The organism is Nostoc sp. (assembly GCF_036917395.1).
In the GTDB taxonomy this organism is placed as follows: domain Bacteria; phylum Cyanobacteriota; class Cyanobacteriia; order Cyanobacteriales; family Nostocaceae; genus Nostoc.
Map to the genome: position 1 here is coordinate 1 of NZ_JBALDI010000007.1, position 21,894 is coordinate 21,894.

General features: G+C 43.5%; 22 protein-coding genes. 8 read left to right on the forward strand and 14 right to left on the reverse strand.

Features of this window, described 5'->3' with window-relative positions; translation table 11 throughout:
- Nucleotides 1–303: 303 nt before the first annotated feature.
- From V7K46_RS05525 to V7K46_RS05550, 6 genes are all read right to left on the reverse strand, one after another.
- The gene (locus tag V7K46_RS05525) at nt 304–2,874 is read right to left on the reverse strand and encodes a tetratricopeptide repeat protein (RefSeq protein WP_335111610.1); all 2,571 of its coding nucleotides are present in this window, start codon (nt 2,872–2,874) and stop codon (nt 304–306) included.
- 96 nt (nt 2,875–2,970) lie between these two features.
- Nucleotides 2,971–3,246 (reverse strand): hypothetical protein, encoded by a 276-nt coding sequence (locus tag V7K46_RS05530; protein ID WP_335111611.1) that lies wholly within the window; start codon nt 3,244–3,246, stop codon nt 2,971–2,973.
- A 126-nt stretch (nt 3,247–3,372) separates the two neighbouring features.
- Nucleotides 3,373–3,846, reverse strand: coding sequence for a hypothetical protein (locus tag V7K46_RS05535; RefSeq protein ID WP_335111612.1), 474 nt, complete (start codon nt 3,844–3,846; stop codon nt 3,373–3,375).
- 181 nt (nt 3,847–4,027) lie between these two features.
- Nucleotides 4,028–4,333, reverse strand: a complete 306-nt coding sequence (locus tag V7K46_RS05540) for a type II toxin-antitoxin system RelE/ParE family toxin (protein ID WP_335111613.1) — start codon at nt 4,331–4,333, stop codon at nt 4,028–4,030.
- Between the two features lie 2 nt (nt 4,334–4,335).
- Complete coding sequence (locus V7K46_RS05545) at nt 4,336–4,596, reverse strand: ribbon-helix-helix domain-containing protein (RefSeq protein ID WP_335111614.1); 261 nt, start codon at nt 4,594–4,596, stop codon at nt 4,336–4,338.
- Nucleotides 4,597–4,640: 44 nt separating this feature from the next.
- Entirely contained in the window at nt 4,641–5,768 is a 1,128-nt protein-coding gene (locus V7K46_RS05550; protein ID WP_335111615.1) for a Rid family detoxifying hydrolase, read from the reverse strand.
- A gap of 218 nt (nt 5,769–5,986) precedes the next feature.
- On the opposite strand from V7K46_RS05550, the gene V7K46_RS05555 reads away from it, so the two are divergent.
- Nucleotides 5,987–6,295 (forward strand): hypothetical protein, encoded by a 309-nt coding sequence (locus tag V7K46_RS05555; protein WP_335111616.1) that lies wholly within the window; start codon nt 5,987–5,989, stop codon nt 6,293–6,295.
- A 2-nt stretch (nt 6,296–6,297) separates the two neighbouring features.
- Nucleotides 6,298–6,741, forward strand: a complete 444-nt coding sequence (locus V7K46_RS05560) for a type II toxin-antitoxin system VapC family toxin (RefSeq protein ID WP_335111617.1) — start codon at nt 6,298–6,300, stop codon at nt 6,739–6,741.
- Between the two features lie 120 nt (nt 6,742–6,861).
- Here V7K46_RS05560 and V7K46_RS05565 read toward each other — a convergent pair whose 3' ends face one another.
- A complete protein-coding gene (locus V7K46_RS05565; protein WP_335111618.1) occupies nt 6,862–7,293 on the reverse strand; it encodes an NUDIX hydrolase in 432 nt (143 codons plus the stop codon).
- A 186-nt stretch (nt 7,294–7,479) separates the two neighbouring features.
- Here V7K46_RS05565 and malQ point away from each other — a divergent pair, with 186 nt between their 5' ends.
- Nucleotides 7,480–8,988: a 4-alpha-glucanotransferase gene (gene malQ, locus V7K46_RS05570; RefSeq protein WP_335111619.1), complete on the forward strand. Its 1,509-nt coding sequence runs from the start codon at nt 7,480–7,482 to the stop codon at nt 8,986–8,988.
- Nucleotides 8,989–9,041: 53 nt separating this feature from the next.
- Here malQ and V7K46_RS05575 read toward each other — a convergent pair whose 3' ends face one another.
- Nucleotides 9,042–9,857: a helix-turn-helix domain-containing protein gene (locus V7K46_RS05575; RefSeq protein WP_335111620.1), complete on the reverse strand. Its 816-nt coding sequence runs from the start codon at nt 9,855–9,857 to the stop codon at nt 9,042–9,044.
- Nucleotides 9,858–9,886: 29 nt separating this feature from the next.
- Nucleotides 9,887–10,645 (reverse strand): pseudouridine synthase, encoded by a 759-nt coding sequence (locus V7K46_RS05580; RefSeq protein ID WP_335111621.1) that lies wholly within the window; start codon nt 10,643–10,645, stop codon nt 9,887–9,889.
- Nucleotides 10,646–10,778: 133 nt separating this feature from the next.
- Here V7K46_RS05580 and V7K46_RS05585 point away from each other — a divergent pair, with 133 nt between their 5' ends.
- Entirely contained in the window at nt 10,779–11,492 is a 714-nt protein-coding gene (locus V7K46_RS05585) for an LmeA family phospholipid-binding protein (RefSeq protein ID WP_335111622.1), read from the forward strand.
- 571 nt (nt 11,493–12,063) lie between these two features.
- Here the strand turns inward: V7K46_RS05585 and V7K46_RS05590 are convergent.
- Both V7K46_RS05590 and cbiT read right to left on the reverse strand, forming a co-directional pair.
- Entirely contained in the window at nt 12,064–12,951 is an 888-nt protein-coding gene (locus tag V7K46_RS05590; protein ID WP_273766656.1) for a phosphatidate cytidylyltransferase, read from the reverse strand.
- 149 nt (nt 12,952–13,100) lie between these two features.
- Nucleotides 13,101–13,703, reverse strand: coding sequence for a precorrin-6Y C5,15-methyltransferase subunit CbiT (cbiT, locus tag V7K46_RS05595; protein WP_334873296.1), 603 nt, complete (start codon nt 13,701–13,703; stop codon nt 13,101–13,103).
- Between the two features lie 94 nt (nt 13,704–13,797).
- Between cbiT and V7K46_RS05600 the strand changes: the two genes are divergently transcribed.
- Nucleotides 13,798–15,201: a serine/threonine protein kinase gene (locus tag V7K46_RS05600; protein ID WP_335111623.1), complete on the forward strand. Its 1,404-nt coding sequence runs from the start codon at nt 13,798–13,800 to the stop codon at nt 15,199–15,201.
- 124 nt (nt 15,202–15,325) lie between these two features.
- Here the strand turns inward: V7K46_RS05600 and V7K46_RS05605 are convergent, their stop codons facing one another.
- The gene (locus V7K46_RS05605) at nt 15,326–15,472 is read right to left on the reverse strand and encodes a hypothetical protein (protein WP_335111624.1); all 147 of its coding nucleotides are present in this window, start codon (nt 15,470–15,472) and stop codon (nt 15,326–15,328) included.
- A 176-nt stretch (nt 15,473–15,648) separates the two neighbouring features.
- On the opposite strand from V7K46_RS05605, the gene V7K46_RS05610 reads away from it, so the two are divergent.
- Together V7K46_RS05610 and tatA are read left to right on the forward strand one after the other, a co-directional pair.
- Nucleotides 15,649–16,731 (forward strand): DNA-methyltransferase, encoded by a 1,083-nt coding sequence (locus V7K46_RS05610; RefSeq protein ID WP_335111625.1) that lies wholly within the window; start codon nt 15,649–15,651, stop codon nt 16,729–16,731.
- Between the two features lie 486 nt (nt 16,732–17,217).
- Entirely contained in the window at nt 17,218–17,391 is a 174-nt protein-coding gene (gene tatA, locus V7K46_RS05615; RefSeq protein WP_335111674.1) for a twin-arginine translocase TatA/TatE family subunit, read from the forward strand.
- A 213-nt stretch (nt 17,392–17,604) separates the two neighbouring features.
- Here the strand turns inward: tatA and cphA are convergent, their stop codons facing one another.
- Nucleotides 17,605–20,310 carry a cyanophycin synthetase gene (cphA, locus tag V7K46_RS05620; protein WP_335111675.1) on the reverse strand — a complete coding sequence of 902 codons (2,706 nt, stop codon included), beginning with the start codon at nt 20,308–20,310 and terminating at the stop codon, nt 17,605–17,607.
- Nucleotides 20,311–20,644: 334 nt separating this feature from the next.
- Between cphA and V7K46_RS05625 the strand changes: the two genes are divergently transcribed.
- Nucleotides 20,645–20,815: a hypothetical protein gene (locus tag V7K46_RS05625; protein WP_335111626.1), complete on the forward strand. Its 171-nt coding sequence runs from the start codon at nt 20,645–20,647 to the stop codon at nt 20,813–20,815.
- 96 nt (nt 20,816–20,911) lie between these two features.
- On the opposite strand, the gene V7K46_RS05630 is transcribed toward V7K46_RS05625, so the two are convergent.
- The gene (locus V7K46_RS05630) at nt 20,912–21,775 is read right to left on the reverse strand and encodes a cyanophycinase (protein WP_094348499.1); all 864 of its coding nucleotides are present in this window, start codon (nt 21,773–21,775) and stop codon (nt 20,912–20,914) included.
- Between the last annotated feature and the right edge of the window lie 119 nt (nt 21,776–21,894).

Sequence of the window (21,894 nt, forward strand, 5' to 3'; positions counted from 1 at the left end):
AAAAGGCTCAATCGTCAGGCTAAAAGGCTCAACTCTCAGGCTCAAAGCCTCAACGTTCAGGTTAAAAGGCTCAATCGTCAGGCTAAAAGGCTCAAAATGCCCTGGCGACTTAGCGGTTCTTGCGCTTACCCATGCGTCCGCCAGAGATTGAAATCTCAGGCTGATAGCGCAAGTCCACTCAAGTGGACTGAAACTCTTTTCCAGTGTTGTTTAGAAGATTTTAGGTATAAGAGAGGGAATTGATTCCCAGGTAGTTGTTGGGACTTGTGGGTTTTCTGGTGGCTAGGTTGGAAATTCCATCACCTAAGTCAGAGAAGACTGCAACAACTGTCGTATGGATATAGCCTGCACATGGTCAGGGAACACGGTTAAAAAGTCATTTAGGTCTTGGATAGCTGCATGGGTACGCTCTGAGGAAGCACCTTGAGATAAAATATGGAGATATAACCGCTCTGCTGGTTGATGATATTGAGCAGCTAAATAGTAAAGGGCTAAATTAAAGGCATTAGACCAGTCTTTAGCATCTTTTTCGTAATGCTGTTTGGCAAGCTTGATGGCAAGTGATAGGTCAGCCCATGCTTTATCTGGTTGGTTAAGGGCTTGGTAGGCTAAAGCACGATTATACAATCTCCAATTACAGTCAGAATCTAAGTTAATAGCGCGGTTGAAATCTGCGAGAGCCTCATTATATAGCTTAAGCATCAGGTAAGTTTGACCGCGACGGGCGATCGCCCAGTTAAGTTTGGGGTTAAGTTCAATCGCGCGGTCAAAATCTTGTAGGGCTTCTGGGTAACGCTTCATTAAGCGATAAGTTTCACCGCGATGTGCGATCGCCCAGTCAAGTTTGGGGTTAAGTTCAATCGCGCGGTCAAAATCTTGTAAAGCTTCTGGGTAACGCTCCATTAAGCGATAAGTTTCAGCGCGATTTGCGATCGCCCACTTATATTTGGGGTTAAGTTCAATGGCGCGGTCAAAATCTTCTAGGGCTTCTGGGTAACGCTCCATTGAGCGATAAGTTTCACCGCGACTTGTGATCGCCCAGTCATATTTGGGGTTAAGTTCAATTGCGCGGTCAAAGTCTTGTAGGGCTTCTGGGTAACGCTTCATTGAGTGATAAGTTTCACCGCGACGTGCGATCACCCAGTCAAGTTTGGGGTTAAGTTCAATGGCGCGGTCAATATCTTGTAAGGCTTCTGGGTAACGCTTCATTAAGCGGTAAGTTTGACCGCGCCAACCTAGAGCAATTGGTTGCCATTTAACTTCAATCCTAGAATTTTGTAGGACTGCGGTAAACATTTCTAATGTAAGTTGATAAAGGTTCTCCTCATAAGCTTTTAACCCACTAGCTAGTTGCTCACCCCAACGCTGAACTTCAGAGGAATCCGCATCTTTACCAGCCTGAAGCATCGTTTCTGCATATTGTTGGGCAAATTTGCGTTTATTTTTGAGTGCAGCAAGAAATTCATTGAGAGATACAGATAAATTCTTTTGCGGTGACTGACATAAGTTGTGGTACAACACGTTTAATGTGTGACTTTGCCAGCTAGGATCGCGCTGTTTATTCTCTTCGTCCAATTGCAGATCGTTCCGCAGGCTGTCATAATAGTCTGCTAACTTACCATGTATCTCAGCCCAACCTTGCGGCGATGAAAGGCGCTTGTGGCGTAACATTTGGGTTTTGACGACATCATGATAAGCCCAGCCATCAGAGCGTTCATTGACAAAGGATGTTTCTTTCAGCCAAGTAAATAGCTCGTCGGCTTCTTGTTCTCCTCTTAATTTGGCTATAACATCTCGATTCAAGCACCGAGGAATGGCAGCATCGAGAGCAACTTGTCGCCGCTTGGGGTCATCAAGCCATTTTAAAAAGCGTTCTACAGCACTGCTGCTAGACTCAACTACTTGGTTAGGGTCATTGGGATAAGCATCTGCTAGCATTCCCATCAGCAACGGCAAATTTTCAGAAAGGCGCAAAATCACTTCAATAATGCGATTGTCTGTAATGCCTTTGCGAGTTAGATATTGTTGGGCTTCTTCTTCTGTAAAGGCTTCCAGAGGGAAACGAACAATTAATCCCTCGTAAGGTACCCAATGATTTTTATCTAATTCCTGGCGACCGGCGATGGTGATCAATATATTGAGAGACACTTCACCGTGGCGACCCTCCAAAATTTCTCGTAGCCAGTTATCTAGGAATTCCCCAGTGCGTTCATAGGTATCAAAAAACAAAACAACAGCAGTTTTATCGGCAATTTTAAAAATATCTTGCAAAAATAGCGGGGTTAGGATTTCTACAGGTTCTTGAACTAAGCGCACCTCATCTTTATTTGTTATTTTCTTTGCAACATAAGATGCCCATTCTCCGGCTTGGGTAGCGAAAGTATCCTCATCTACAAAGTCAAAGACAGCACCGCCAACGGGAACTCGACGCGCCAAACGCACACCAGTTTTAACTACAGTTTTGCCTACAAAAGCCGATAAACCTTGAGGGGCTTCTGGATCAGTTTCTAATTCTTGGCGCTTTTGACGGTAAACTTTGTAGCGTTCTGTAAACTGCGGCAATTTCTGACCTTGCCGTTCCAACTCTTCAGCTAAACGACCCATAACTTCTGGTACAGTTTTTTCAGCTTCATCTATATAAGCCGTAATATTTTTTGCTTCTTCAGCAATTTTGCGAAACTGTCGTACAAGTGTGCTTTTACCAACCCCGTCTTCACCCCAAATGTTATACAAAAAATGACGGCGATCGTCTTCTACATGCAATGCCAGATTTTGGCGAAATTGATTGGTTTGGTCTTCACGACCCACAAAACCCAATTGCTGACGTTGCTTAATAATATCTTGTAGATTCCTGGGCTTGTTATATGGGTTCATTACAAAATTCAATTTTAAAATGCTAATGCTTACAGAATAACTACTAAATACACACTCTATATTTCAGAATTTATTAATTTTTTTTTAGGTAATTTATTATATATTGACCTTCTGAAGCTCAATGTTGACCTTCTGAGGCTCAATGTTGACCTTCTGAGGCTCGACGTTGACCTTTTGAGGCTCGACGTTGACCTTTTGAGGCTCGATGTTGACCTTTTGAGGCTCAATGTTGACCTTTTGAGGCTCAATGTTGACCTTTTGAGGCTCAATGTTGACCTTCTGAGGCTCAATGTTGACCTTCTGAGGCTGAAAAATGCCCTGGCGACTAGAAGTCGCGGCTATACAGACAAAACCCGCCTGCGCGGGTTTCAAGAATCTTTAGATTCAAAACGCGAAAGGGGCATAACATTGTTATGCCCCTACAAAGAACGTGTATTTTACCAAATTGATAACTGCTGCGTAGGTGCAGGCCGCCGCAGGCATCGCCTATTTTATCCTTTAGCTAGCTGCGGCTTCGGGTTTCTTTTTCTTAGAACGGCGATAAAACCTGCGTCCCATCTCATCAATGACTGCATCTAAACCTGAGACATCACCGCTAGCTTTGGCATAGCTATAAATTGCTAATGCTGCGGCATACGCTTCGCTAGCAGCCGCTATACAGGTATCATCTACCAGTTCTTGCAGTTGCGTTAAAGACAAAAGCACCGGATACAAGTCCTCAAATATCCCTAAATCCCGGCGCATTTCTTCCAAGTCAAAAGAACGAGGTAAAAAGTTAGGGTTCTGTGTCGCCACTTCTAAAGCTTTGCTCACAAAAGCCCGACTTTTATCTCCCATCTTCAGCATCGTTCGCCGATCTTCAGGGGTCAAATCAATCAAAAATGGTAACTTTTCTTTAATTGTCGCGATCGCCTCCATGACTGCTTCTTTGTCTGCTGGGGCTAGGCTAGCACTGATGCGATTTTCGGGCATTTTTAATACTCCTTTAGGATACTTAGTTTTAGTATTCCCAAAGTTATAGAGGCGATACTCTTTCAGAGTCACTTCGTGAACGCGTTTGTTGAGAGATAATTAACAGAGTTTTATCTACACTTTCCGGCAAGCCAAAGAACGTGTTTATATTTTTTTATCTCAGTTAACAAAATTTATGGCTTTACTCTTCATCCGACTCTGCAAATAAAGATTCTAAATCTTGACGACCACTGACAACGCGCAAAATTTTAACCCCATCATCAATCACTTGGTACAGAATTACATATCCATCTAGGGGTAAGCCACGTAATGAAGGTTTAATATGAGCATAGCTGCGTCCCATATTTGGAAACACCGCTAAATTTTGACATTTATTGTTAAACTCTCTAAATAGTTTTTCTCCTGCTTCCAGGTTTTGGCTTAAAAAGTAATCAGAAATTTCATTTAAGTCGCGACTTGCAGATAGTGAAATGACATAGCGACTCATTACTAAGCCTCACGCGCCTTTTGAAACTTTTCTAATATCTGCATGACTACAGTTTCGCCATCTAAAACTTCCCCCCGTTCAATTTCAGCAATTGCGACATCAACTTTTTGCCGGGTTTCTTCCACCCATTGGACATACTCAGAATTTAATTTTTCTAGCAGTTGAAATGCTACATCAAGTACTTCATCTGCATTCGTAAATTTACCACTAGCAATTTGGGCTTGGATAAATTGCTCATGTTCAGGTTTGAGTTTAATGTTCATGATTTATCTCTCTGAAATCAGCTTTAGCAATGATTCTATTTTTTCTAACCACTAATCACAGCGATCGCATCAATTTCTACCAACACATCTTTAGGTAAGCGCGATACCTGCACACAAGCCCGCGCCGGGGCTGTATTTTCCGGGAAATATTTAGCATAAACAGCATTCACCGCCGCAAAATCATTCATATCAGCTAGAAATACAGTGGTTTTCACCACATCTTGAAAAGTCGCACCAGATGCTGTGAGGATAGCTTCCAGGTTAGCTAAAACTTGCTCAGCTTGCTTTTTGACATCATCAGTGTAGACGACATCACCAAGGCGGGGATCGATGGCAATTTGTCCAGCGATGAATACAAATTGACCAGAAGCTGCGATCGCTTGATTATAAGGGCCGACTGGTGCGGGTGCGTTATCAGTACGAATTACTTTACGAGTCATAGATATTACTTTCTCTAACGATGTTTGCTGTTTACCGATTTCTGCTTCAGCTGCGATCGGCTTGTAAACTTCTCCATCTGGCATTATCGCACCAGTCAGGTCTGCATCTTTAAAGGTTGCTCCATAGATATTTGCGCCAGTTAAATTTGCCTTCTTCAGATTTGCACCATTAAAATTTGCCATTATCAAATTTGCATCTGAAAGACAGGCTCTTTCTAGATTTGCTTCTTTTAGACAGGTGTTTGTGAGATTTGCTTGTCCCAGGTATATCCCAACTAAATCAGCCTCAGCTAAATTCATTCCTGAGAAATTACATTTCTCCAAACTAACTCCCCGCAGTATAGCTTTATGGAGATTTGCACCTTGAAAATTTGCTCCAGTTAGCTCTGCCTGAGTAAAGTTTGCTCTAGTCAAATCTGCTTTAGTCAGATTTGCAGCTTTCAAGTTTGCATAACTTAAGTCTGAACCGCTAAGGTCTGCCCAACTTAAATTAATTGACCCACCTTGCACCCTCATCAAATTTGTACATCTTAGGGATGTTCTAGAGAGGCTTGCTTCCCAAAGATTAGCTTTGGTCAGAGTTACTTCACTCAAGTCTGCTCCATTTAAATTTCCTTTGTATAAATCTATCTCACTCAAATCTTTGCTTGTGAGGTCTACTCCTTGAAGATTTGCTGAATGAAATTTCCGTTGTCCTGCTGCGTATTTCTCTAAAAGTTCCTCAGCGTCCATAATGCACCTTTAAATACCACTGACACAGTATAATCACAAAAACTTTGTGTCATAGATATTCCTCTCTTTTCTTCCTTTGCGCCCTTTGCGTCCTTCGCGGTTCGTTCCTCCTACCTAACCTCGGACGTATCCCATAATCCCGTCAGGTCAGCATCTCGATCGCACTCGTATAATACTGTTACGACAGACTGCAAAACATCATTTATGAATAAACCAGAATGAATATTAAAGAACTACTCCTCCAAGAAATCGAATCATCCTCAGATGTTCTACTAGCCCAAACACTAGATTTTTTGCGTTTTCTCAAGACAAAACCAACAACCAAGGAAATCTCTCTTGACCTGTCAACAGAAAAAAATAATGATGCTTCCAATCAAAAAACGAAACCGGAAATACAGGAAGCAACACCAATTATTAAAGGCTCTAAAGCAGAAGACTTACTAAAATTGGCCGGAACCTGGCAAGGGGATGATTTTGAGGAGTGCTTGCAGCTTGTTTACCAAACCCGTTCCCCGGCTGAATTTTAGTAATGTACCTCCTAGATACCAACCATTGTAGCAGGATCATTTTCGGAGAAACAAACGTCATTCGTCGGTTACAAGAACACATCGGTTTAGGGGTTGCAACTAGCGTTATTGTGCAAGGTGAACTCCTTTACATGGTGCAAAAGTCTTTTCAACAAGAAGCAAATCTTCCCTTTGTCAGAACTTTTCTGCAAACCATTGATCTTTATCCCATTAGTGGAGGAGTTGCCGATGTTTACGGTAGCCTCAAAGGAGAAATTGTCGAACATTTTGGTCCCAAAGACAAAGCAAAGCGTAGAAAGTTTACAGTTCAAGACTTGGGTTTTAGCGATAACGACTTGTGGATAGCATCAACTGCTCTGCACTATAACCTCACCATTGTCTCAGGGGACAGCGATTTTCAAAGGATACAACAGGTGCAAGCCTTAGCTTTAGAATCTTGGCTTTGACATCCTCCCAACACCAACGGATTCCTACAGAACATTTACCCAAACTGTATGGTAGAGAATTCCAGATATTATTCTCCCCTCTTCTTTCTGCGCTCTCTGCGCCTCTGCGGTTCGTCCCTCCTACCCCAACCTCGGACGTATCCCATAATGCCGATATCGCCAATAATCCCGCAAAATGCGATCGTGATCAAAACATAAATTACCAGGCACACGCCAAGACTCAAAAATGCTTATACCCTTAGCATCATCCCCAGCCACCGGTTCCCCCGTCGCTGTCGCCAAAAACACAATGCTAATCGTATGCTGACGCGGATCGCGATCGGGGTTAGAATACACCAGTAATTGTTCAACTAACTCCACCTGCAAACCCGTTTCTTCCTCAGCTTCCCGCCGGGCCGCCACTTCCACGGCTTCCCCATAATCCACAAAACCACCAGGAATAGCCCAACCTAAGGGTAGATTATGTCTTTCAATTAACACTATTGGCCGATGAGGTCGATCTACTAGTTCAATGATGATATCAACTGTCGGTGTAGGATTTCGGTAAGTCATAGTCATTAGTCATTGGTCATTAGTCATTGGTCATTAGTCATTAGTCATTAGTCAAGGACAAATGACCAATGACAAACAAAATGAGTTTACTTGATTTACCCTACAAATGCTGTTCTGTGATAGATTCGATGCGATCGCCTAGCGTGTCGTTCAGACAATCGCTTCCTCTTATAATTCAGGTTAAATATGCCTTTTCCTAGATCAAGTGGCATTTTGCTGCATCCCACATCTTTTCCCAGTCGATTTGGCATTGGCGATTTAGGTTTAGAAGCCTATCGCTTCATCGATTTTCTCAAAGAAAGCCATCAACAATATTGGCAAGTTTTACCTTTAGGCCCCACTGCATACGGTAATTCTCCGTATATGTGCTACTCGGCAATGGCGGGAAATCCCCTGCTGATTAGCCCAGAAAAACTGCAAGATGAGGGTTTGCTAACAGAAGAAGACTTTGCTAATTTACCAGGTTTTCCAGAAGAAAAGGTAGATTTCGAGCAGGTTGTGGCGGTTAAAATTGGGCTACTCAAAAAAGCCTATGAACATTTTAGAGCCAATGCCACACCCATCAAACAAAAAGAGTTTGAAGGTTTTTGCGACAGCAAAGCCTATTGGCTAGATAATTACGCCTTATTTATGGCGTTGAAAGATGCCAACGAGAATGCAAACTGGCACACATGGCCGTCAGAACTTGTCAAGCGTGATCCACAAGCAATGGAGCAAGTACAAGAGCGGCTCAATGGAGAGATTTCTTATTACAAGTTTGTCCAATTTGAGTTTTTCCGCCAGTGGTCAGAGCTTAAAAGCTACGCCAACATGCGCGGTATTGACATTATCGGCGATATCCCCATCTACGTAGCTCATGATAGCGCTGATGTGTGGGCGCATCCCAACATCTTTTGTCTAGACGAACAGACAGGAGCTGCCGCCCAAATGGCAGGAGTCCCACCAGATTACTTTAGCGCCACCGGTCAATTGTGGGGCAACCCAGTTTACAACTGGGAGGAATTGCAAAAACAAGACTTTAAGTGGTGGGTACAGCGCTTTGAGGCAATGCTGGATTATGTAGATATAATTCGCATTGACCACTTCCGGGGCTTCGAGGCTTATTGGGCTGTGCCTCAAGGTGAAGAAACTGCCATCAATGGTAAATGGGTGGAAGCGCCTGGAGATGCTTTTTTTGAAGTGATTAGGCAAAAGTTGGGCAAGCTACCCGTCTTAGCAGAAGATTTGGGAGTAATTACACCAGGGGTAGAAGCGCTGCGAGACAAGTATGAATTTCCAGGGATGAAAATTTTGCAATTTGCCTTTAGTGCTGATGCCGCTAATCCATTTTTACCATTCAATTATCCGCGCAATTCTGTAGTTTATACCGGGACTCACGATAATGACACAACTTTAGGCTGGTTCGATACAGCTAGCGACGAGGAAAAGCAAAAGTTGTTGCTTTATTTAGGTTCTATCAGTCCTGAAGGCATCCACTGGGATTTAATTCGTCTAGCTTTGAGTTCCATAGCCAACCAAGCGATTATTCCCTTGCAAGATATTTTGGGATTAGGGAACCAAGCGCGGATGAATTTTCCCAGTATTCCTGAGGGTAACTGGGAGTGGCGCTATCAAACAGCAGCGTTGACACAGGAATTAGGCGATCGCTTGAAAGTTCTTACCGAACTCAATGGACGCGCCCCGCAAGAACAATGAAGCAGGGGGAGCAGGGGAAGCAGGGGAAGAAAGAATAACCAATGCCCCATATTTCAAAACTTAGGCTTGGCAGCAGCAATCCTAACTTCTTCCTCTTTCCCAGGCTCTCCCATTTCCTTGGCTTTCTCTTGATTGACGCTCATTAAAACACCACCAGCATTATCAGTTTTCACTGTCAGTTGCTCCTGAGCTTTCCAAATCCGGTGAGTTCCCTCTGGCAGAATCCCCTCAAACTTGGTTTTGCCATCAGCTACTACGCGAATCCAGGATGACGCTTTCAAAGTGACACCAATCTGTACAGCCTGTCCCTGTTTGACGCCGCTAAGGGTATCGCTGACAGGCTGAACCTTCACTGACTCTTTTAGTTGGGCTATTTCTGGTTTAACAACAGATTTTTGTTTTGGAGATGGCTGGTTTTGACTATTACTTGCTTGTATTACAGCATTATTTAATAACTGAGATAAGCCATTTACAGAGCATACAATTAGGAATATGTAAAGAAAGTAAAGATGAATCGGGCGTAGTTGACTCAGAGGTGAAGTATTCACCCTAACTTGGGGGTTCACTTGTGCAGAACGGATCGGAAAAGTGCCAGAAAATTCTACTCCATTCAAACCTAGTGCCTCGGCAAATTGCCTAATCAAACCCTGAATATAGATTGGTTCTGGCAGTTCGGTTAAATTACCTTCTTCAATCGCCTGCAATAATCGCCGAGAAATCCTGGTCGATACAACTACTTGTTCTAGAGATAGACCCTGTTCTTGACGCAATGCCCAAAGTTGAGCGCCCAATTCTGCTAACTTTTCGGCTCGTTCTTGCTCTAATGAAATTGATGGCTGGTGATTATTCTTCTTTTTTCGCCATTTCATGCCTGCTGACACTCCTTAACTCCGCTGAATCAATAATTAGGTTGCGTTATCTGTTGTTGCAAAAACTGAATCTCTTGGTCTTTAAGGGAACGATATTTCCCCTCTGACAAAAAGGGTTCTTTTAAAGTTTGTAATTGAATTGGGCCGATAGCAGTCCGATGCAGCTTGATTACTGGGTATCCTAACTGTTGAGCTATCCGGCGAATTTGGCGATTTCTTCCCTCCTGCAACACGATTTCTAAAAAGCTTTGCTCGGCACGACGTTCTATGAGGTGTACCTTAGCGGCCCTGGTTTTTCTACCCTCCAACATCACACCCTGACACCACATTTGCAGTACCGCTTCTGGAGGATGTCCTTTTACCAAAACATGATATGTCTTGGAAATGCTGTGGCGTGGATGCGTTAGTCCAAATGTCAGATTTCCGTCGTTTGTCAGGATTAATGCTCCTGTAGAGTCTGCATCTAAACGCCCAACTGGATGAATACCTGAACCCTCTCGTAATTCTTTAGATAGTAGATCCAGGACTGTTGATCTGCCGTGAGGGTCGTAGCAAGTAGAAACCACGCCTGCCGGTTTATGCAGCAATAGATATATTAAAGCCGGACGCTGCTTTTCGGATATAGGCTTACCATCGATCGCGATCGCATCTTTTTGGGGATCAACTTTTTGACCTAAATGTGCTATTACCCCATTAATTCGCACCCGTGAGTGCCTAATCATTTCTTCGGCTTCACGACGTGAGGCGATACCCCATTGAGCGAGAATTTTTTGTAACCGTGCCTCCATGTGGAATTGCTTATTTACTGTTAACAATTAAATGATATTTGTATTTTGTAGTGAGTAGGCATAAATGTTAAATTTAAGACTTATTTAATTTATGTTCGGTTGTTAAGCAAATACTCATAAATAGATTAGTTAGATGCCAGAGCAAAATTCCCAAACAAGAAATACCAATAAAATCCGCATAATTACGCAAGTACTCACAACAGCCCTAAAGCTCTGGTTGAGAACACAAGTCAGCCAAATAGCTGAATTAGAAGTGGAGATTAAAGCGAGCGATCGCCAAATTCTCTCTGGACGCATTCCCTTGGTATCTATATTTGCTACTCATGCTGTTTATCAAGGTCTCCTAATTACAAAAATTCAATTAATCGCAGAAAATATTCGGATAAATATCGGTTCAATAGTCAAGGGACAGCCACTGCGACTGTTAGAAACAGTACCAGTGGTTGGCGATTTGATCGTAGACGAGAAGGATCTCAATGCTTCTCTGTCATCTAACTTATTATCGACTGCTTTGAGTGATCTATTGGTTAAGGTTTCACCAACACATTACCCAGAGCCACAACCAATTAATTGGCAAGAAATTCTCCTTCAGAACAACCAAATTATACTGCGAGGCATTAAAGTAACCAATAGTCAAACAACACCTCTAGAGATTTGTCTGGGCTTAGAATTACTCAATGGGCATGAGTTGCGACTGGCAAATATCCAAATCAAGCCCGACCAAGAAAATATATTAGAGGGCAATCATGAGTACAATTTGGATCTTGGCTCAGATGTTGATATCCAAGAACTAATGCTGATCCCAGGCAAGCTAGTGTGTCGTGGGCGGATTAACGTTAACCCTTGATGATTAAAAATTAAAAATATTAATTACTTGCTTTAAATAATACAATGCTTCTCGAAATAAGGGCAGGGGGGCATACCCCGCATTTCTCACAAACAAGAAATGCAGAGGTGCAGAAAGGCTCTAGGGGCAAAGGTCTATGGCAGGAACCCATGACGCGGGACGGGGGGTAGAGGGGCAGAGGGGAAAGAACTTGTACAATAACTCTCCTCTGCTCCCCTGCTCAAAAGCACAAGGTTTTGAGAGATGTAGTGAGATAATCCAGGATACAACTCTTGGAGAGGCTGCGCCCTAAGCGTAGCTATGCCGTAGGCTTTACGACTGCGCCCAACTCTACCAGAGGCTGCGCCCTAAGCGTAGCTCGTAGGCTTTACGGCTACACTCAGGACAAGCTCAGTAACCAGGGGGGCAAAGGAGTGGAGTTCAAAAACTCATTCACGAGTATCAAAGACTCATTCACGAGTATCAAAGACTCATTCACGAGTATCAAAGACTCATTCACGAGTATTAAAGACTCATCCCTTATTCCCCATGCCCAATGCACCATGCCCTGTTTGGCCAATGCCCAACTCATCTATTCAGTTATCAGCGGCAAAAGTAATGTTACGAAATAGTAAACCAGAGGAGCTGTGAAAATATAACTATCGGTACGGTCTAAAATACCACCGTGACCAGGGATTAACTGTCCAGAATCTTTGACTCCAGCATCCCGCTTGAGCATAGACTCGGTAAGATCCCCTAAAAGACTAGCAATGCCAATCAACAAACCCAATGCTAAACCAGTAAAAAGGGATCTGGGCAAGTGGAGATAATAGGCTCCTGCTATGGCTACAGCAACACTTGAAGTAATGCCAAAAACAGCACCTTCTACAGTTTTTTTCGGGCTAATCTCAGACAGACGGGTTTTTCCAAAGAATTTGCCAATAGTGTAAGCGCCGATATCGGCTGCCCAAATACACAAAAAAGTCAGCAGTGTTGCTGTAAAACCTTGTGGTAAAGACGCCGAATTTGCCTTTTCCCAGAAATCTGTCCAGGTTATGGGCCAGTAACCTCCGAAAGGAAGATTGCTAAAAGCAGCACTATCAATTGCTCGTAACCGCACCCAGTAACTCGGCAAATAACCTACGTAAAATAGCCCCATAATTGAAGCGGAAACATCAGCGATCGTGGCAAATTTGGGTTGAAACAGTAGGTAAAAACAAATAAGTGTACCAGCTAAGGGCATTACAGCGTCAGCTAAACTGCCATCAAGGGTACAAATCACCAGCAAGACTTGGCTGACAGCCATAGTGGTTTTAGCGGCGGGAGCGATGCCTCTGGCTCGCACCAAATTAAAATATTCCTCTTGACCCAAAAAGACGATAACCGCAAACATGATGGTAAAGTACCAACCCCCCAAAAGGGTCACACAAAGAGCAAGAGCGATCGCAACAATTCCACTAATAATCCGAGACCAAGGCATAAAAGTATTTTGGATTTTGGATTTTGGATTTTGGATTAGAGATTAGGTATTCGAGATTAGGGATTGGTAATTGTGGCTTGGTTTGTTATGAACTATGACCTAAATCCCCAATCTAAAATCTAAAATCTAAAATCTAAAATCTTTTTGATTTAGTCTAGTTTCTCACCACTGAGGATAAAAATGGGATCAACGGCGGTAAAGGTTTGAGAAAAGCCGCGCGTCTCTAAACGGTTAACCGCAGACTGAACAACTTCGATATTTCTAGCCCTTAACAGGGAAAAGCTCTGGGAAATAGCATACAAGCTTTCTAGATTAGCAGCTGTGGCTACAACCCGACCGGATGGTGGCAAATAATGCCAAGCTGCTTGCAGAATTTCCTGAATGGGGCGTCCTCCCTCGATACAAACGCGGTGAGGAGTAATCTTAAGATCATGTAAACACTCTGGGGCGCTACCTTCAATTACTTCGACGTTTTTCACCTCAAAGCGATCGCAGTTACGCTTGATTAGATTAGCTACTTCTTCATCCCTTTCTATAGCGATAATCTGTCCTTTTGGACATAATAGCCCTACCTCTACCGGAATTGTACCTGTCCCTGCGCCAATATCCCACAACACAGAATCTGATTTTAGTCGTAGTTGGGCAATTAACAGTAGTCGGACTTCTCGCTGGCTCAGGGGAATTCCTGGCAAGTGCTCGAATAAATCATCGGGAATACCAGGGGTAATATAAGGCCAAAGTTGGGAGGGCATAGAACTACGCAATTATACTAAAGATATCGGTTTGCCAAACTGAAAAGCCATAAGCTATAAAAACTTTTCAACCGCAGCGTTATCAGAAACCATAATGATTGGCGAAATATTAGGCGATCGCTACGAAGTTCAGCAGCTATTAGGAAAAAAAGCAGGGCGGCGGACGTTGTTAGCTCGTGATTTGAAAACTCAGGAATTAGTTGTCATCAAGTTACTCTCTTTGGGTGGTGACTTTGAGTGGGATTCACTCAAGCTGTTTGAGCGAGAAGCTGAAACTTTAAAATGTTTGTCACATCCCTTAATACCTCGCTATTTAGACTATTTTGAGGTAAATTCACCGACCATCAAAGGATTTGCCCTAGTACAAACTTATATCCCCGCACAAACTTTAGAGCAATACTTACAAACTGGGCGGACTTTTACAGAAGCAGAAATCAAACTAATAGCCAAGGCAGTTTTAGAAATTCTCATTTACCTACATGGGCTGTATCCGCCTGTTATCCACCGTGATATTAAGCCTAGCAATATTTTATTGGGAGAACGTTCTGGCAATAGTGTTGGTCAAGTTTACCTGGTAGATTTTGGTTCAGTGCAAACTGTCCTAGCCACAGAAAGCGGCACAAAAACTGTGGTGGGAACTTATGGATATATGCCACAGGAGCAATTTGGTGGGCGTACCGTTCCTGCTTCTGACATTTATAGTTTAGGCGCAACCTTAATTTATTTAGTGACGGGTACTTACCCAGCCGATTTACCCCAAAAGGATTTTCGCATTCAATTTGAACAAGTGGCTAATCTGAGTCCCAGCTTTACCAATTGGCTAAAGTGGATGATTGAACCCAGTTTAGAACGGCGTTTTAGTTCTGCTGCTGTTGCACTCGCAGCCTTGGAGAAACCACAACCGACAAACTCGCCTGCTTTAATTGTTGGCAAACCAGATGGGAGTAAGATTCAATTAACCAAAAATTGGGATTCTCTAGAAATTATCGTTCCACCAGATGGTTTTCATCCATCAATATTATCCACAGGTTTATTTGCGATCGTCTGGAATTCATTTATCCTCTTTTGGACAATTGGTGCCCTCTCGGTACCTTTTCCTGTCAACATCCCCTTTACCTTATTCTCACTTCCCTTTTGGGGTGCTGGCTTTATGATGATGTATAAATTTCTCTTTCATTTATTTGGACGCACGTGCTTACGCCTGAATCCAGAACAAATTACCTTAACCTGGGAGTTGTTTGCTTGGAAATTTTATCGTCCCCGTGCATCACCAAGACAAAGTATTACTAAGTTGGTTTACATTCCCAAACATTTTACTAAAGACTCTGAAGGCACTAGAATTGCCGTTCCAGCACAATTGGATATTTGGGTAGGAGTAAAAAAATATCAATTTGGTGGTATTGGTGGTGCTATTAAGTCGGAAGCGGAACTGGAATGGCTAGCTCATGAATTAAGCGATTGGTTAGGTTTGCCAATTACCAATCCAATTAGAAGTTAGTTGCGCTAATGATCACTTTGTTCAAGTTGTCCAGTTCTATCTCGGCCATCCTCTATCTAGGACAGATGTACTATTTTGGCAGATACTTGGCACATTGCCCTATTTATCCAGCAAATTACAGGACTTAGGCAAAAATCGCCAAAAAGCTTAGTTTATCGGAGACACGTAGTGGCTTGCCGCAGGCTACCGCCAACACGCCTTCTCTAGGAGACACTACGTGTAGCAAGATCCCCGTAGGGGTACGCAAAGCGTCTCGTAAAGCCTGCGGCATAGCTTCTCTACGAGACGCTACGCGAACGCTTAGGGCGCAGCCTCTCATAGAGAAAAGAAGAATTCGTAGAGTGTGCGTAAGTCCTAAATTAATAAAAAAATAGCTAACAGTTGGAAAACTTATGCTTTTATGAATAATACTGTCTTCATACGTAAAATTGTACTAACAAAGTTTAGATGAGACTTAATTGTAACCCTTACTACGAAACAAAATTTGGTGCTGCTTATTTGGGAAACAGCCTAGAATTAATGGCAAGTATTGCCGACGAAAGTATCGATCTAATTTGTACTTCTCCACCATTTGCACTGGTTCGTAAAAAAGAATATGGAAATGTTGATGCCGATGAATATGTTGAATGGTTTAAAGATTATGCGGCAGAGTTTTACCGTATTCTTAAGCCAACAGGCTCACTAGTTATTGATATTGGTGGTAGTTGGATTAAGGGGATGCCAGTTCGTTCTCTTTATCATTTTGAATTGGTTGTTGCTTTGTGCAAAGCAAAAGAAAAAGGTGGACTGGGATTTTATCTAGCACAAGAATTGTATTGGTATAATCCAGCAAAATTACCCACCCCTGCTGAATGGGTAACAGTTCGCAGGGAAAGAGTTAAAGATTCGGTAAATACAATTTGGTGGCTGTCAAAAGAACCGCATCCTAAAGCTAATAATAGAAGGGTTTTAAAGCCTTATAGTGATGCAATGAAAAATCTTTTGAAGAATGGCTATAAACCCAAAGTTAGACCATCAGGGCATGATATTTCTGATAAATTTGGGAAGGACAGGGGAGGAGCTATCCCCCCGAATATTATTGATGGACGTTGTAGTACAGACAAAGAAGAAATGGGGGAACAAACTCTTATACAAGAAATTTTATTTGAAGATTTATTCCAGCCTGTAAATGTGATTTCTGCCTCGAATACTGCTTCTAACGATTATTACCAAAGGCGTTGCAAAAAAGAAGGTTTTAAGCCACACCCAGCAAGATTTCCTCAAGCTTTACCAGAGTTTGTCATCAAGCTTTGTACAGAACCAGGTGATATTGTTTTAGAACCTTTTGCTGGTTCTAATATGACAGGTCGAGTTGCAGAAACTTTACGAAGACGCTGGTTAGCTTTTGAGATTGATGAAGATTACATCATAAGCTCAAAACTGAGATTTGAAGAAAATGCTCCTTTGGTTGTTGAACCTCCAGCAGATTTACCACCAATAGCAACAGAAAATGCTGATAATAACCAGTCAGTACAGTTAGGACTATTTTAAAGAAAGCTCTCTCAAATTAATTTTTAGTACTTTTAAGGCATGAAATTGTCCGTCGTGTAGAGACAGTTTCAACTCCTCAACAAAAATGTATTAATATTAAATTCTAAAATTGAGATTCAAATGATTTTTGAGGGAGAATAATTTTAAAAGTTGATTTTCAAAGAACAACCAAAATTATTTAATAAATATTTAATATTCTTTCTACTACAAGATACTTACATTAGTATAGATTGTGTTGCTGAATAGACTGAGGAGATTTAGTCGTACTTTTCACGGATTTGAGTTGGTCAATCACAGACTGAGCCACTTTGGCAGATTATCCCAAGTTGCTTTGCCAAAAGTTTTTGAGGACAAAAAGACTTATTTCTATTGATTTTATTTATACCCTGTTTTTGCAAGAGGGTCGAGCGCTTATCAGTAGCGAACTCATCGGATTTGAGCGATCAATGTCTATATTTAATTAAAGATGCCTTAGAGGAAATTTATATGTTTGGACTGGGATGGCCAGAAATCGGTGTAATTGCCATAGTCGCTGTTCTAATTTTTGGCCCCAAAAAAATTCCCGAACTGGGAACCGCACTGGGCAAAACCCTACGAGGTTTTAAGGAGGAGATGAAAATTCCCAGTGACGAAACCAATTCGGAACAAGAAAAACAATAATTAAAGTAGGACTTACGCAAAAAACCTCTCAAACTCTTATTCCTCCGTGTCGCGCCAGTTGCTACAACGGGGGGAACCCCCGCAACGCCCTGGCTTCTCTGCGTCCTCTGTGGTTCGATTTTCCGTTACCTGTGCGTAAGTCCTGTAAAGTAGTCAAAATACAGGAGTCAAGAGGAGGCAGTGCGTTGGGGAGCCAGCGCTGTCTTCTCCTGACTACAGGAGTGTATTAGCAACAGAAGTAGGTGCGATCCCATTTTGGGAATCGATGGCAGTTGTGCCAGGACTTGGTTGATGTGTCTCTTCCTTCACTACACCACGTGCCCTAATTAACTTAATAGCGCGAGTGACGCTTTCTGGCAAAATTACCACCAGACTGTTATTAGGAGCCATATCTAAGCCTTTATTTATCGCTTGGGTTTCATCCAGAATTGATTCATAACGGCTATCCGGCTTAACTTGGGTGATGCCTTGAATAATCAACTGGGCGGCTGAACCCCGTTGGCGTCCCCGTGTGTCATCGTCTTCTTTGACAATGATGTAATCAAAAATTTGTGCTGCTAATTTACCCAAAGTAACAAAGTCTTCGTCGCGGCGATCGCCGGGTCCACCAATTACGCCAATCCGTTGTCCTGTAGTCCAGTTCCGAACAAAGGAACCTACAGCTTCGTAACTGGCTGCGTTGTGGGCATAGTCTACCAAAGCGTGGTAGTTTCCTAAATTAAATAAATTCATTCGTCCTGGCGTTTGACTAACTGAAGCCCGGAAGGTCTTCAAACCAGCACGAATCTGCTCAATCGTGACGTTTTGTACGAATGCTGCCAAACTTGCTGCTAAAGCGTTGGCAATCATAAACGGTGCACGTCCGCCCATTGTTAAAGGTATATTTTCTGCTCTTTCTATGCGGTGTGTCCAATCACCTTTAACAATTGACAAATAACCATTTTCATATACTGCCGCTACTCCGCCCTTTTGGATATGCTTTCGCACCAATTCCGAGTCGAGGTTCATTGTGAAGTAAGCAATATTAGCCTTAGTTTTTTCTGACATGGCGGCGACACGGCGATCGTCGGCGTTAAGTACCGCGTAGCCATCAGGGAATACAGCTTCCGCTACTACGCTCTTGAGGTTAGCTAACTGCTCAATGGTATCTATATCACCTATTCCTAAGTGGTCGGAGGCTACATTCAATACCACCCCCACATTTGCTGCTTCAAAACCCAATCCAGAACGGAGAATTCCACCACGAGCCGTTTCCAGTACCGCTACTTCCACTGTAGGATCTTGGAGGATGAGGTGGGCACTTTGGGGGCCTGTGTTATCGCCAGCTTCTACTAAATAATCACCGATATATGTTCCATCGGTCGTAGTATAACCTACTACCTTTCCCGTCTGTTTATAAATATGTGCTAGTAGTCGGGTAGTAGTGGTTTTGCCATTAGTACCAGTAACGCTGAGGATTGGAATTTGGCTAGATTGCTCGTTGGGAAATAGCATATCCATGACTGCGCCGGCGACGTTGCGGGGAATACCCACGCTTGGGGCAACGTGCATTCGGAAACCGGGAGCGGCATTAACTTCGACAATCACCCCATCCACTTCCCGCAGCGGACGACCAATATCTGTAGTGACGATATCCAGTCCGGCGATATCCAAACCAATAATCTTCACTACCCGTTGTGCCAACCAGAGATTTTCTGGGTGAATTTCATCGGTACGGTCTACGGCACTACCACCTGTACTTAAGTTTGCTGTTGCTCTAAGATAACAAAGGGTTCCTTTGGGTGGCACGCTATTTAGGGTATAGCCTTGCCTTTCTAGCAGCTGGTAGCTGGTGCGGTCTAGTTCAATCTTCGTTAGGACATTATCATGTCCTTCACCGCGATTTGGGTCAAGGTTTGTTTGTTCAATCAGTTCGGCAATGGTCGATCTGCCATTGCCAATCACATGAGCCGGAACGCGTTCGGCTACTGCTACTACTTTGCCATTTACTACCAGTACCCTGTGGTCGCGTCCAACGTAATATCTTTCGACGATAATTGACCGGGAAACTTGTCTAGCAGCTTCGTATCCGGCTTCAGCTTCTTCCCAAGTTCTGATATCAATGGTGATCCCACGTCCATGATTGCCATCCACGGGCTTGATGACGATCGGATAACCGCCAACGTATTCAATGGCTTGTTCCAAATCGTCTAAGAAGTTGATCACTGTACCTCTAGGTACTGGCGCACCAGCGGCACCGAGGATGCGTTTAGTGGCTTCTTTATCGCAAGCTAGTTCTACGCCTAGAATGCTGGTGTTGTCCGTCATTGTGGCCTGCATCCGCTTCTGGTTCACGCCGTAGCCCAGCTGAATCAAAAAGCGGGCTTCCAGAGACATCCAGGGAATACCTCTTTTTTCTGCTTCTTTGACGATCGCTTCAGTGGAAGGGCCTAAGGAAGCATCACGGGTGAAGTCTTTCAGGTCTTGGATATCTTGCTCTAGTTCTGCCTTGGGATAACGGCCTCGATCAACGATACTCTGGCATAAGCGCACCGCGGCTCGTCCAGCGTAGCGTCCCGCTTCCTCATTCAGGTACTCAAGCACTACTTGGTAAATTCCGGGTGTGGCAGTTTCGCGGGTGCGACCAAAGCCGACATTCATACCAGCTAATTCCTGGAGTTCTAAGGCTACGTGTTCCACAACGTGGCCGATCATAGTGCCTTCTTTGACTCGCATCAGAAAACCACCACGACAGCCAGGCGAACAATAGTGACCCTCCAGACTCGGCAGCGCCTCAACTAATCCTTCATAAAAGCCAGGGATTTCATTCGAGGGCGTCTCACCAAGGGTTTCTAAATCGAGGCGCATGACGATCAGCTTGTGGCGTCGAATGCTCCAATAGTTTGGGCCGCGTAAGGTCTGGATCTTGAGGATTCTCATGGGAATAGGTAGATGGAGATTCGGAACCAAAATTCTAGTTTCTTACTGGAATTGACCGCTAAACTGTTCATTACAAACAGTTTTTTCTTTTTACATAGTATTCTCATCATTTTTCTACAATAAGAAATAAATGTGCGGTCAACCGATTTTGGATTTTAGATTTATGATTTTGGATTGAAAGAGACTATTAGGGTATTTAGCTGTGGGAATTTTAGATTGACGATAGCCTAGCGTTAACGAGTCTTTGAGGGTTTTTTTGATTTGTTTGTCCCACTTTCTGGCGGCATGTGCCGAAAAACTCTTTAAATCTAAAATCCGTCTTGAAAAGTTTCCTATGGAGAGAAACCAACGCCCTTCTCCTGACGGAGACGCTGCGCGAACGGGTGACGCTCTCTACGAGACGCTTCCGCGAACGCGGACTCGCTACCGCTACGCTAACACCAGTCGCCTACAGAAGGAAACCTTCTTGGGTGCGCTGGTTCACCACTTGCAACAACGTTCTTAACTCGTGCAACGCAGTGGCTCCTCCTTACAACTTTTCACAAAATCCAAAATCTAAAATTTGCGGTCAACTCAGTGTAACCTCAGATACTCTATCCCGTCAGCTGGAGATTCGATGTACAGCAGGCAATACAGTGCGCTGGTACAAGTGGAAGCGATCGCCATAGCTGAGGATATGCAGACGTAAATTATGCACGGTTAGCGGTTCATTAGCACCAACATGGGGTTCGTTAGTGTGGGTGAGTTCAGTGGGATCAACAATGGTGACACTGCCTTTACCCATAACTTGTAGCCAACCATCACGTTCAAACACTGCACAAGTATCTTCGTCAATGCCAATACCTAAGCGATCAGGATGAGCTGCGATCGCACTAATCAGCCGCCCCATCCGATTCCGGTTGTGAAAGTGTTGGTCAACGATTACTTCCGGAATAAATCCCAAACCCGTTGCCATATCGACTAGGGAACGATTTGGCGTCTCTCCACTACCGCCGCCAGCAATCATATGATGCCCCATCACTGCAGCTCCTGCACTGGTGCCTGCTAAGGTAAGTTGCCCTGCCCTGACTCGCTGCCGAATAATTTCCATTGCTGGTGTATCTGCCAATACGCCACAGAGACGCAGCTGGTCTCCTCCTGTCAAAAATACCCCACTACAGGCTTCTAAGGATGCTTTGATTTGGGAGGCTTCACACTGTTCCCGTTCGCGGATGTCTAAAATTTCTACCTTCTGGGCACCCATTTCTTCAAAAATGCGAATATACCGACCACCGATGATGGCGGGTTCGCGAGAGGCAGATGGAATAATTGTAATATAAGCCTTACTAGCACCGGCACGTCCAAAAAAAGTTCGTAGGATTTCGCGCCCATGAACTTTGTCTTCTGCGCCTCCGATAACTAGAACGGCGGTTTTAGTTGCTTGGGGTGTCCTCATTTCCAGCGATTTAGCTTGTAATTGCGGCATTTTGTTTCTCCTGTCAACAACTTCAGGTGAATTTAACAAGGATCAGTTGCAGCCATGATTTTTGCGCTTTGCTTCTTTGAGAGGACACTTTTTGGAACTTTGGAGCTGGGTCAGCTACT

Excerpts from the sequence above, each read along its gene's own strand:
- V7K46_RS05525 (WP_335111610.1), bottom strand. The coding sequence starts at position 2,874 with ATGAACCCATATAACAAGCCCAGGAATCTACAAGATATTATTAAGCAA.
- V7K46_RS05535 (WP_335111612.1), bottom strand. The coding sequence starts at position 3,846 with ATGCCCGAAAATCGCATCAGTGCTAGCCTAGCCCCAGCAGACAAAGAA.
- V7K46_RS05540 (WP_335111613.1), bottom strand. The coding sequence starts at position 4,333 with ATGAGTCGCTATGTCATTTCACTATCTGCAAGTCGCGACTTAAATGAA.
- V7K46_RS05545 (WP_335111614.1), bottom strand. The coding sequence starts at position 4,596 with ATGAACATTAAACTCAAACCTGAACATGAGCAATTTATCCAAGCCCAA.
- V7K46_RS05550 (WP_335111615.1), bottom strand. The coding sequence starts at position 5,768 with ATGGACGCTGAGGAACTTTTAGAGAAATACGCAGCAGGACAACGGAAA.
- V7K46_RS05555 (WP_335111616.1), top strand. The coding sequence starts at position 5,987 with ATGAATATTAAAGAACTACTCCTCCAAGAAATCGAATCATCCTCAGAT.
- V7K46_RS05560 (WP_335111617.1), top strand. The coding sequence starts at position 6,298 with ATGTACCTCCTAGATACCAACCATTGTAGCAGGATCATTTTCGGAGAA.
- V7K46_RS05565 (WP_335111618.1), bottom strand. The coding sequence starts at position 7,293 with ATGACTTACCGAAATCCTACACCGACAGTTGATATCATCATTGAACTA.
- malQ (WP_335111619.1), top strand. The coding sequence starts at position 7,480 with ATGCCTTTTCCTAGATCAAGTGGCATTTTGCTGCATCCCACATCTTTT.
- V7K46_RS05575 (WP_335111620.1), bottom strand. The coding sequence starts at position 9,857 with ATGAAATGGCGAAAAAAGAAGAATAATCACCAGCCATCAATTTCATTA.
- V7K46_RS05580 (WP_335111621.1), bottom strand. The coding sequence starts at position 10,645 with ATGGAGGCACGGTTACAAAAAATTCTCGCTCAATGGGGTATCGCCTCA.
- V7K46_RS05585 (WP_335111622.1), top strand. The coding sequence starts at position 10,779 with ATGCCAGAGCAAAATTCCCAAACAAGAAATACCAATAAAATCCGCATA.
- V7K46_RS05590 (WP_273766656.1), bottom strand. The coding sequence starts at position 12,951 with ATGCCTTGGTCTCGGATTATTAGTGGAATTGTTGCGATCGCTCTTGCT.
- cbiT (WP_334873296.1), bottom strand. The coding sequence starts at position 13,703 with ATGCCCTCCCAACTTTGGCCTTATATTACCCCTGGTATTCCCGATGAT.
- V7K46_RS05600 (WP_335111623.1), top strand. The coding sequence starts at position 13,798 with ATGATTGGCGAAATATTAGGCGATCGCTACGAAGTTCAGCAGCTATTA.
- V7K46_RS05605 (WP_335111624.1), bottom strand. The coding sequence starts at position 15,472 with ATGCCGCAGGCTTTACGAGACGCTTTGCGTACCCCTACGGGGATCTTG.
- V7K46_RS05610 (WP_335111625.1), top strand. The coding sequence starts at position 15,649 with ATGAGACTTAATTGTAACCCTTACTACGAAACAAAATTTGGTGCTGCT.
- tatA (WP_335111674.1), top strand. The coding sequence starts at position 17,218 with ATGTTTGGACTGGGATGGCCAGAAATCGGTGTAATTGCCATAGTCGCT.
- cphA (WP_335111675.1), bottom strand. The coding sequence starts at position 20,310 with ATGAGAATCCTCAAGATCCAGACCTTACGCGGCCCAAACTATTGGAGC.
- V7K46_RS05625 (WP_335111626.1), top strand. The coding sequence starts at position 20,645 with ATGGAGAGAAACCAACGCCCTTCTCCTGACGGAGACGCTGCGCGAACG.
- V7K46_RS05630 (WP_094348499.1), bottom strand. The coding sequence starts at position 21,775 with ATGCCGCAATTACAAGCTAAATCGCTGGAAATGAGGACACCCCAAGCA.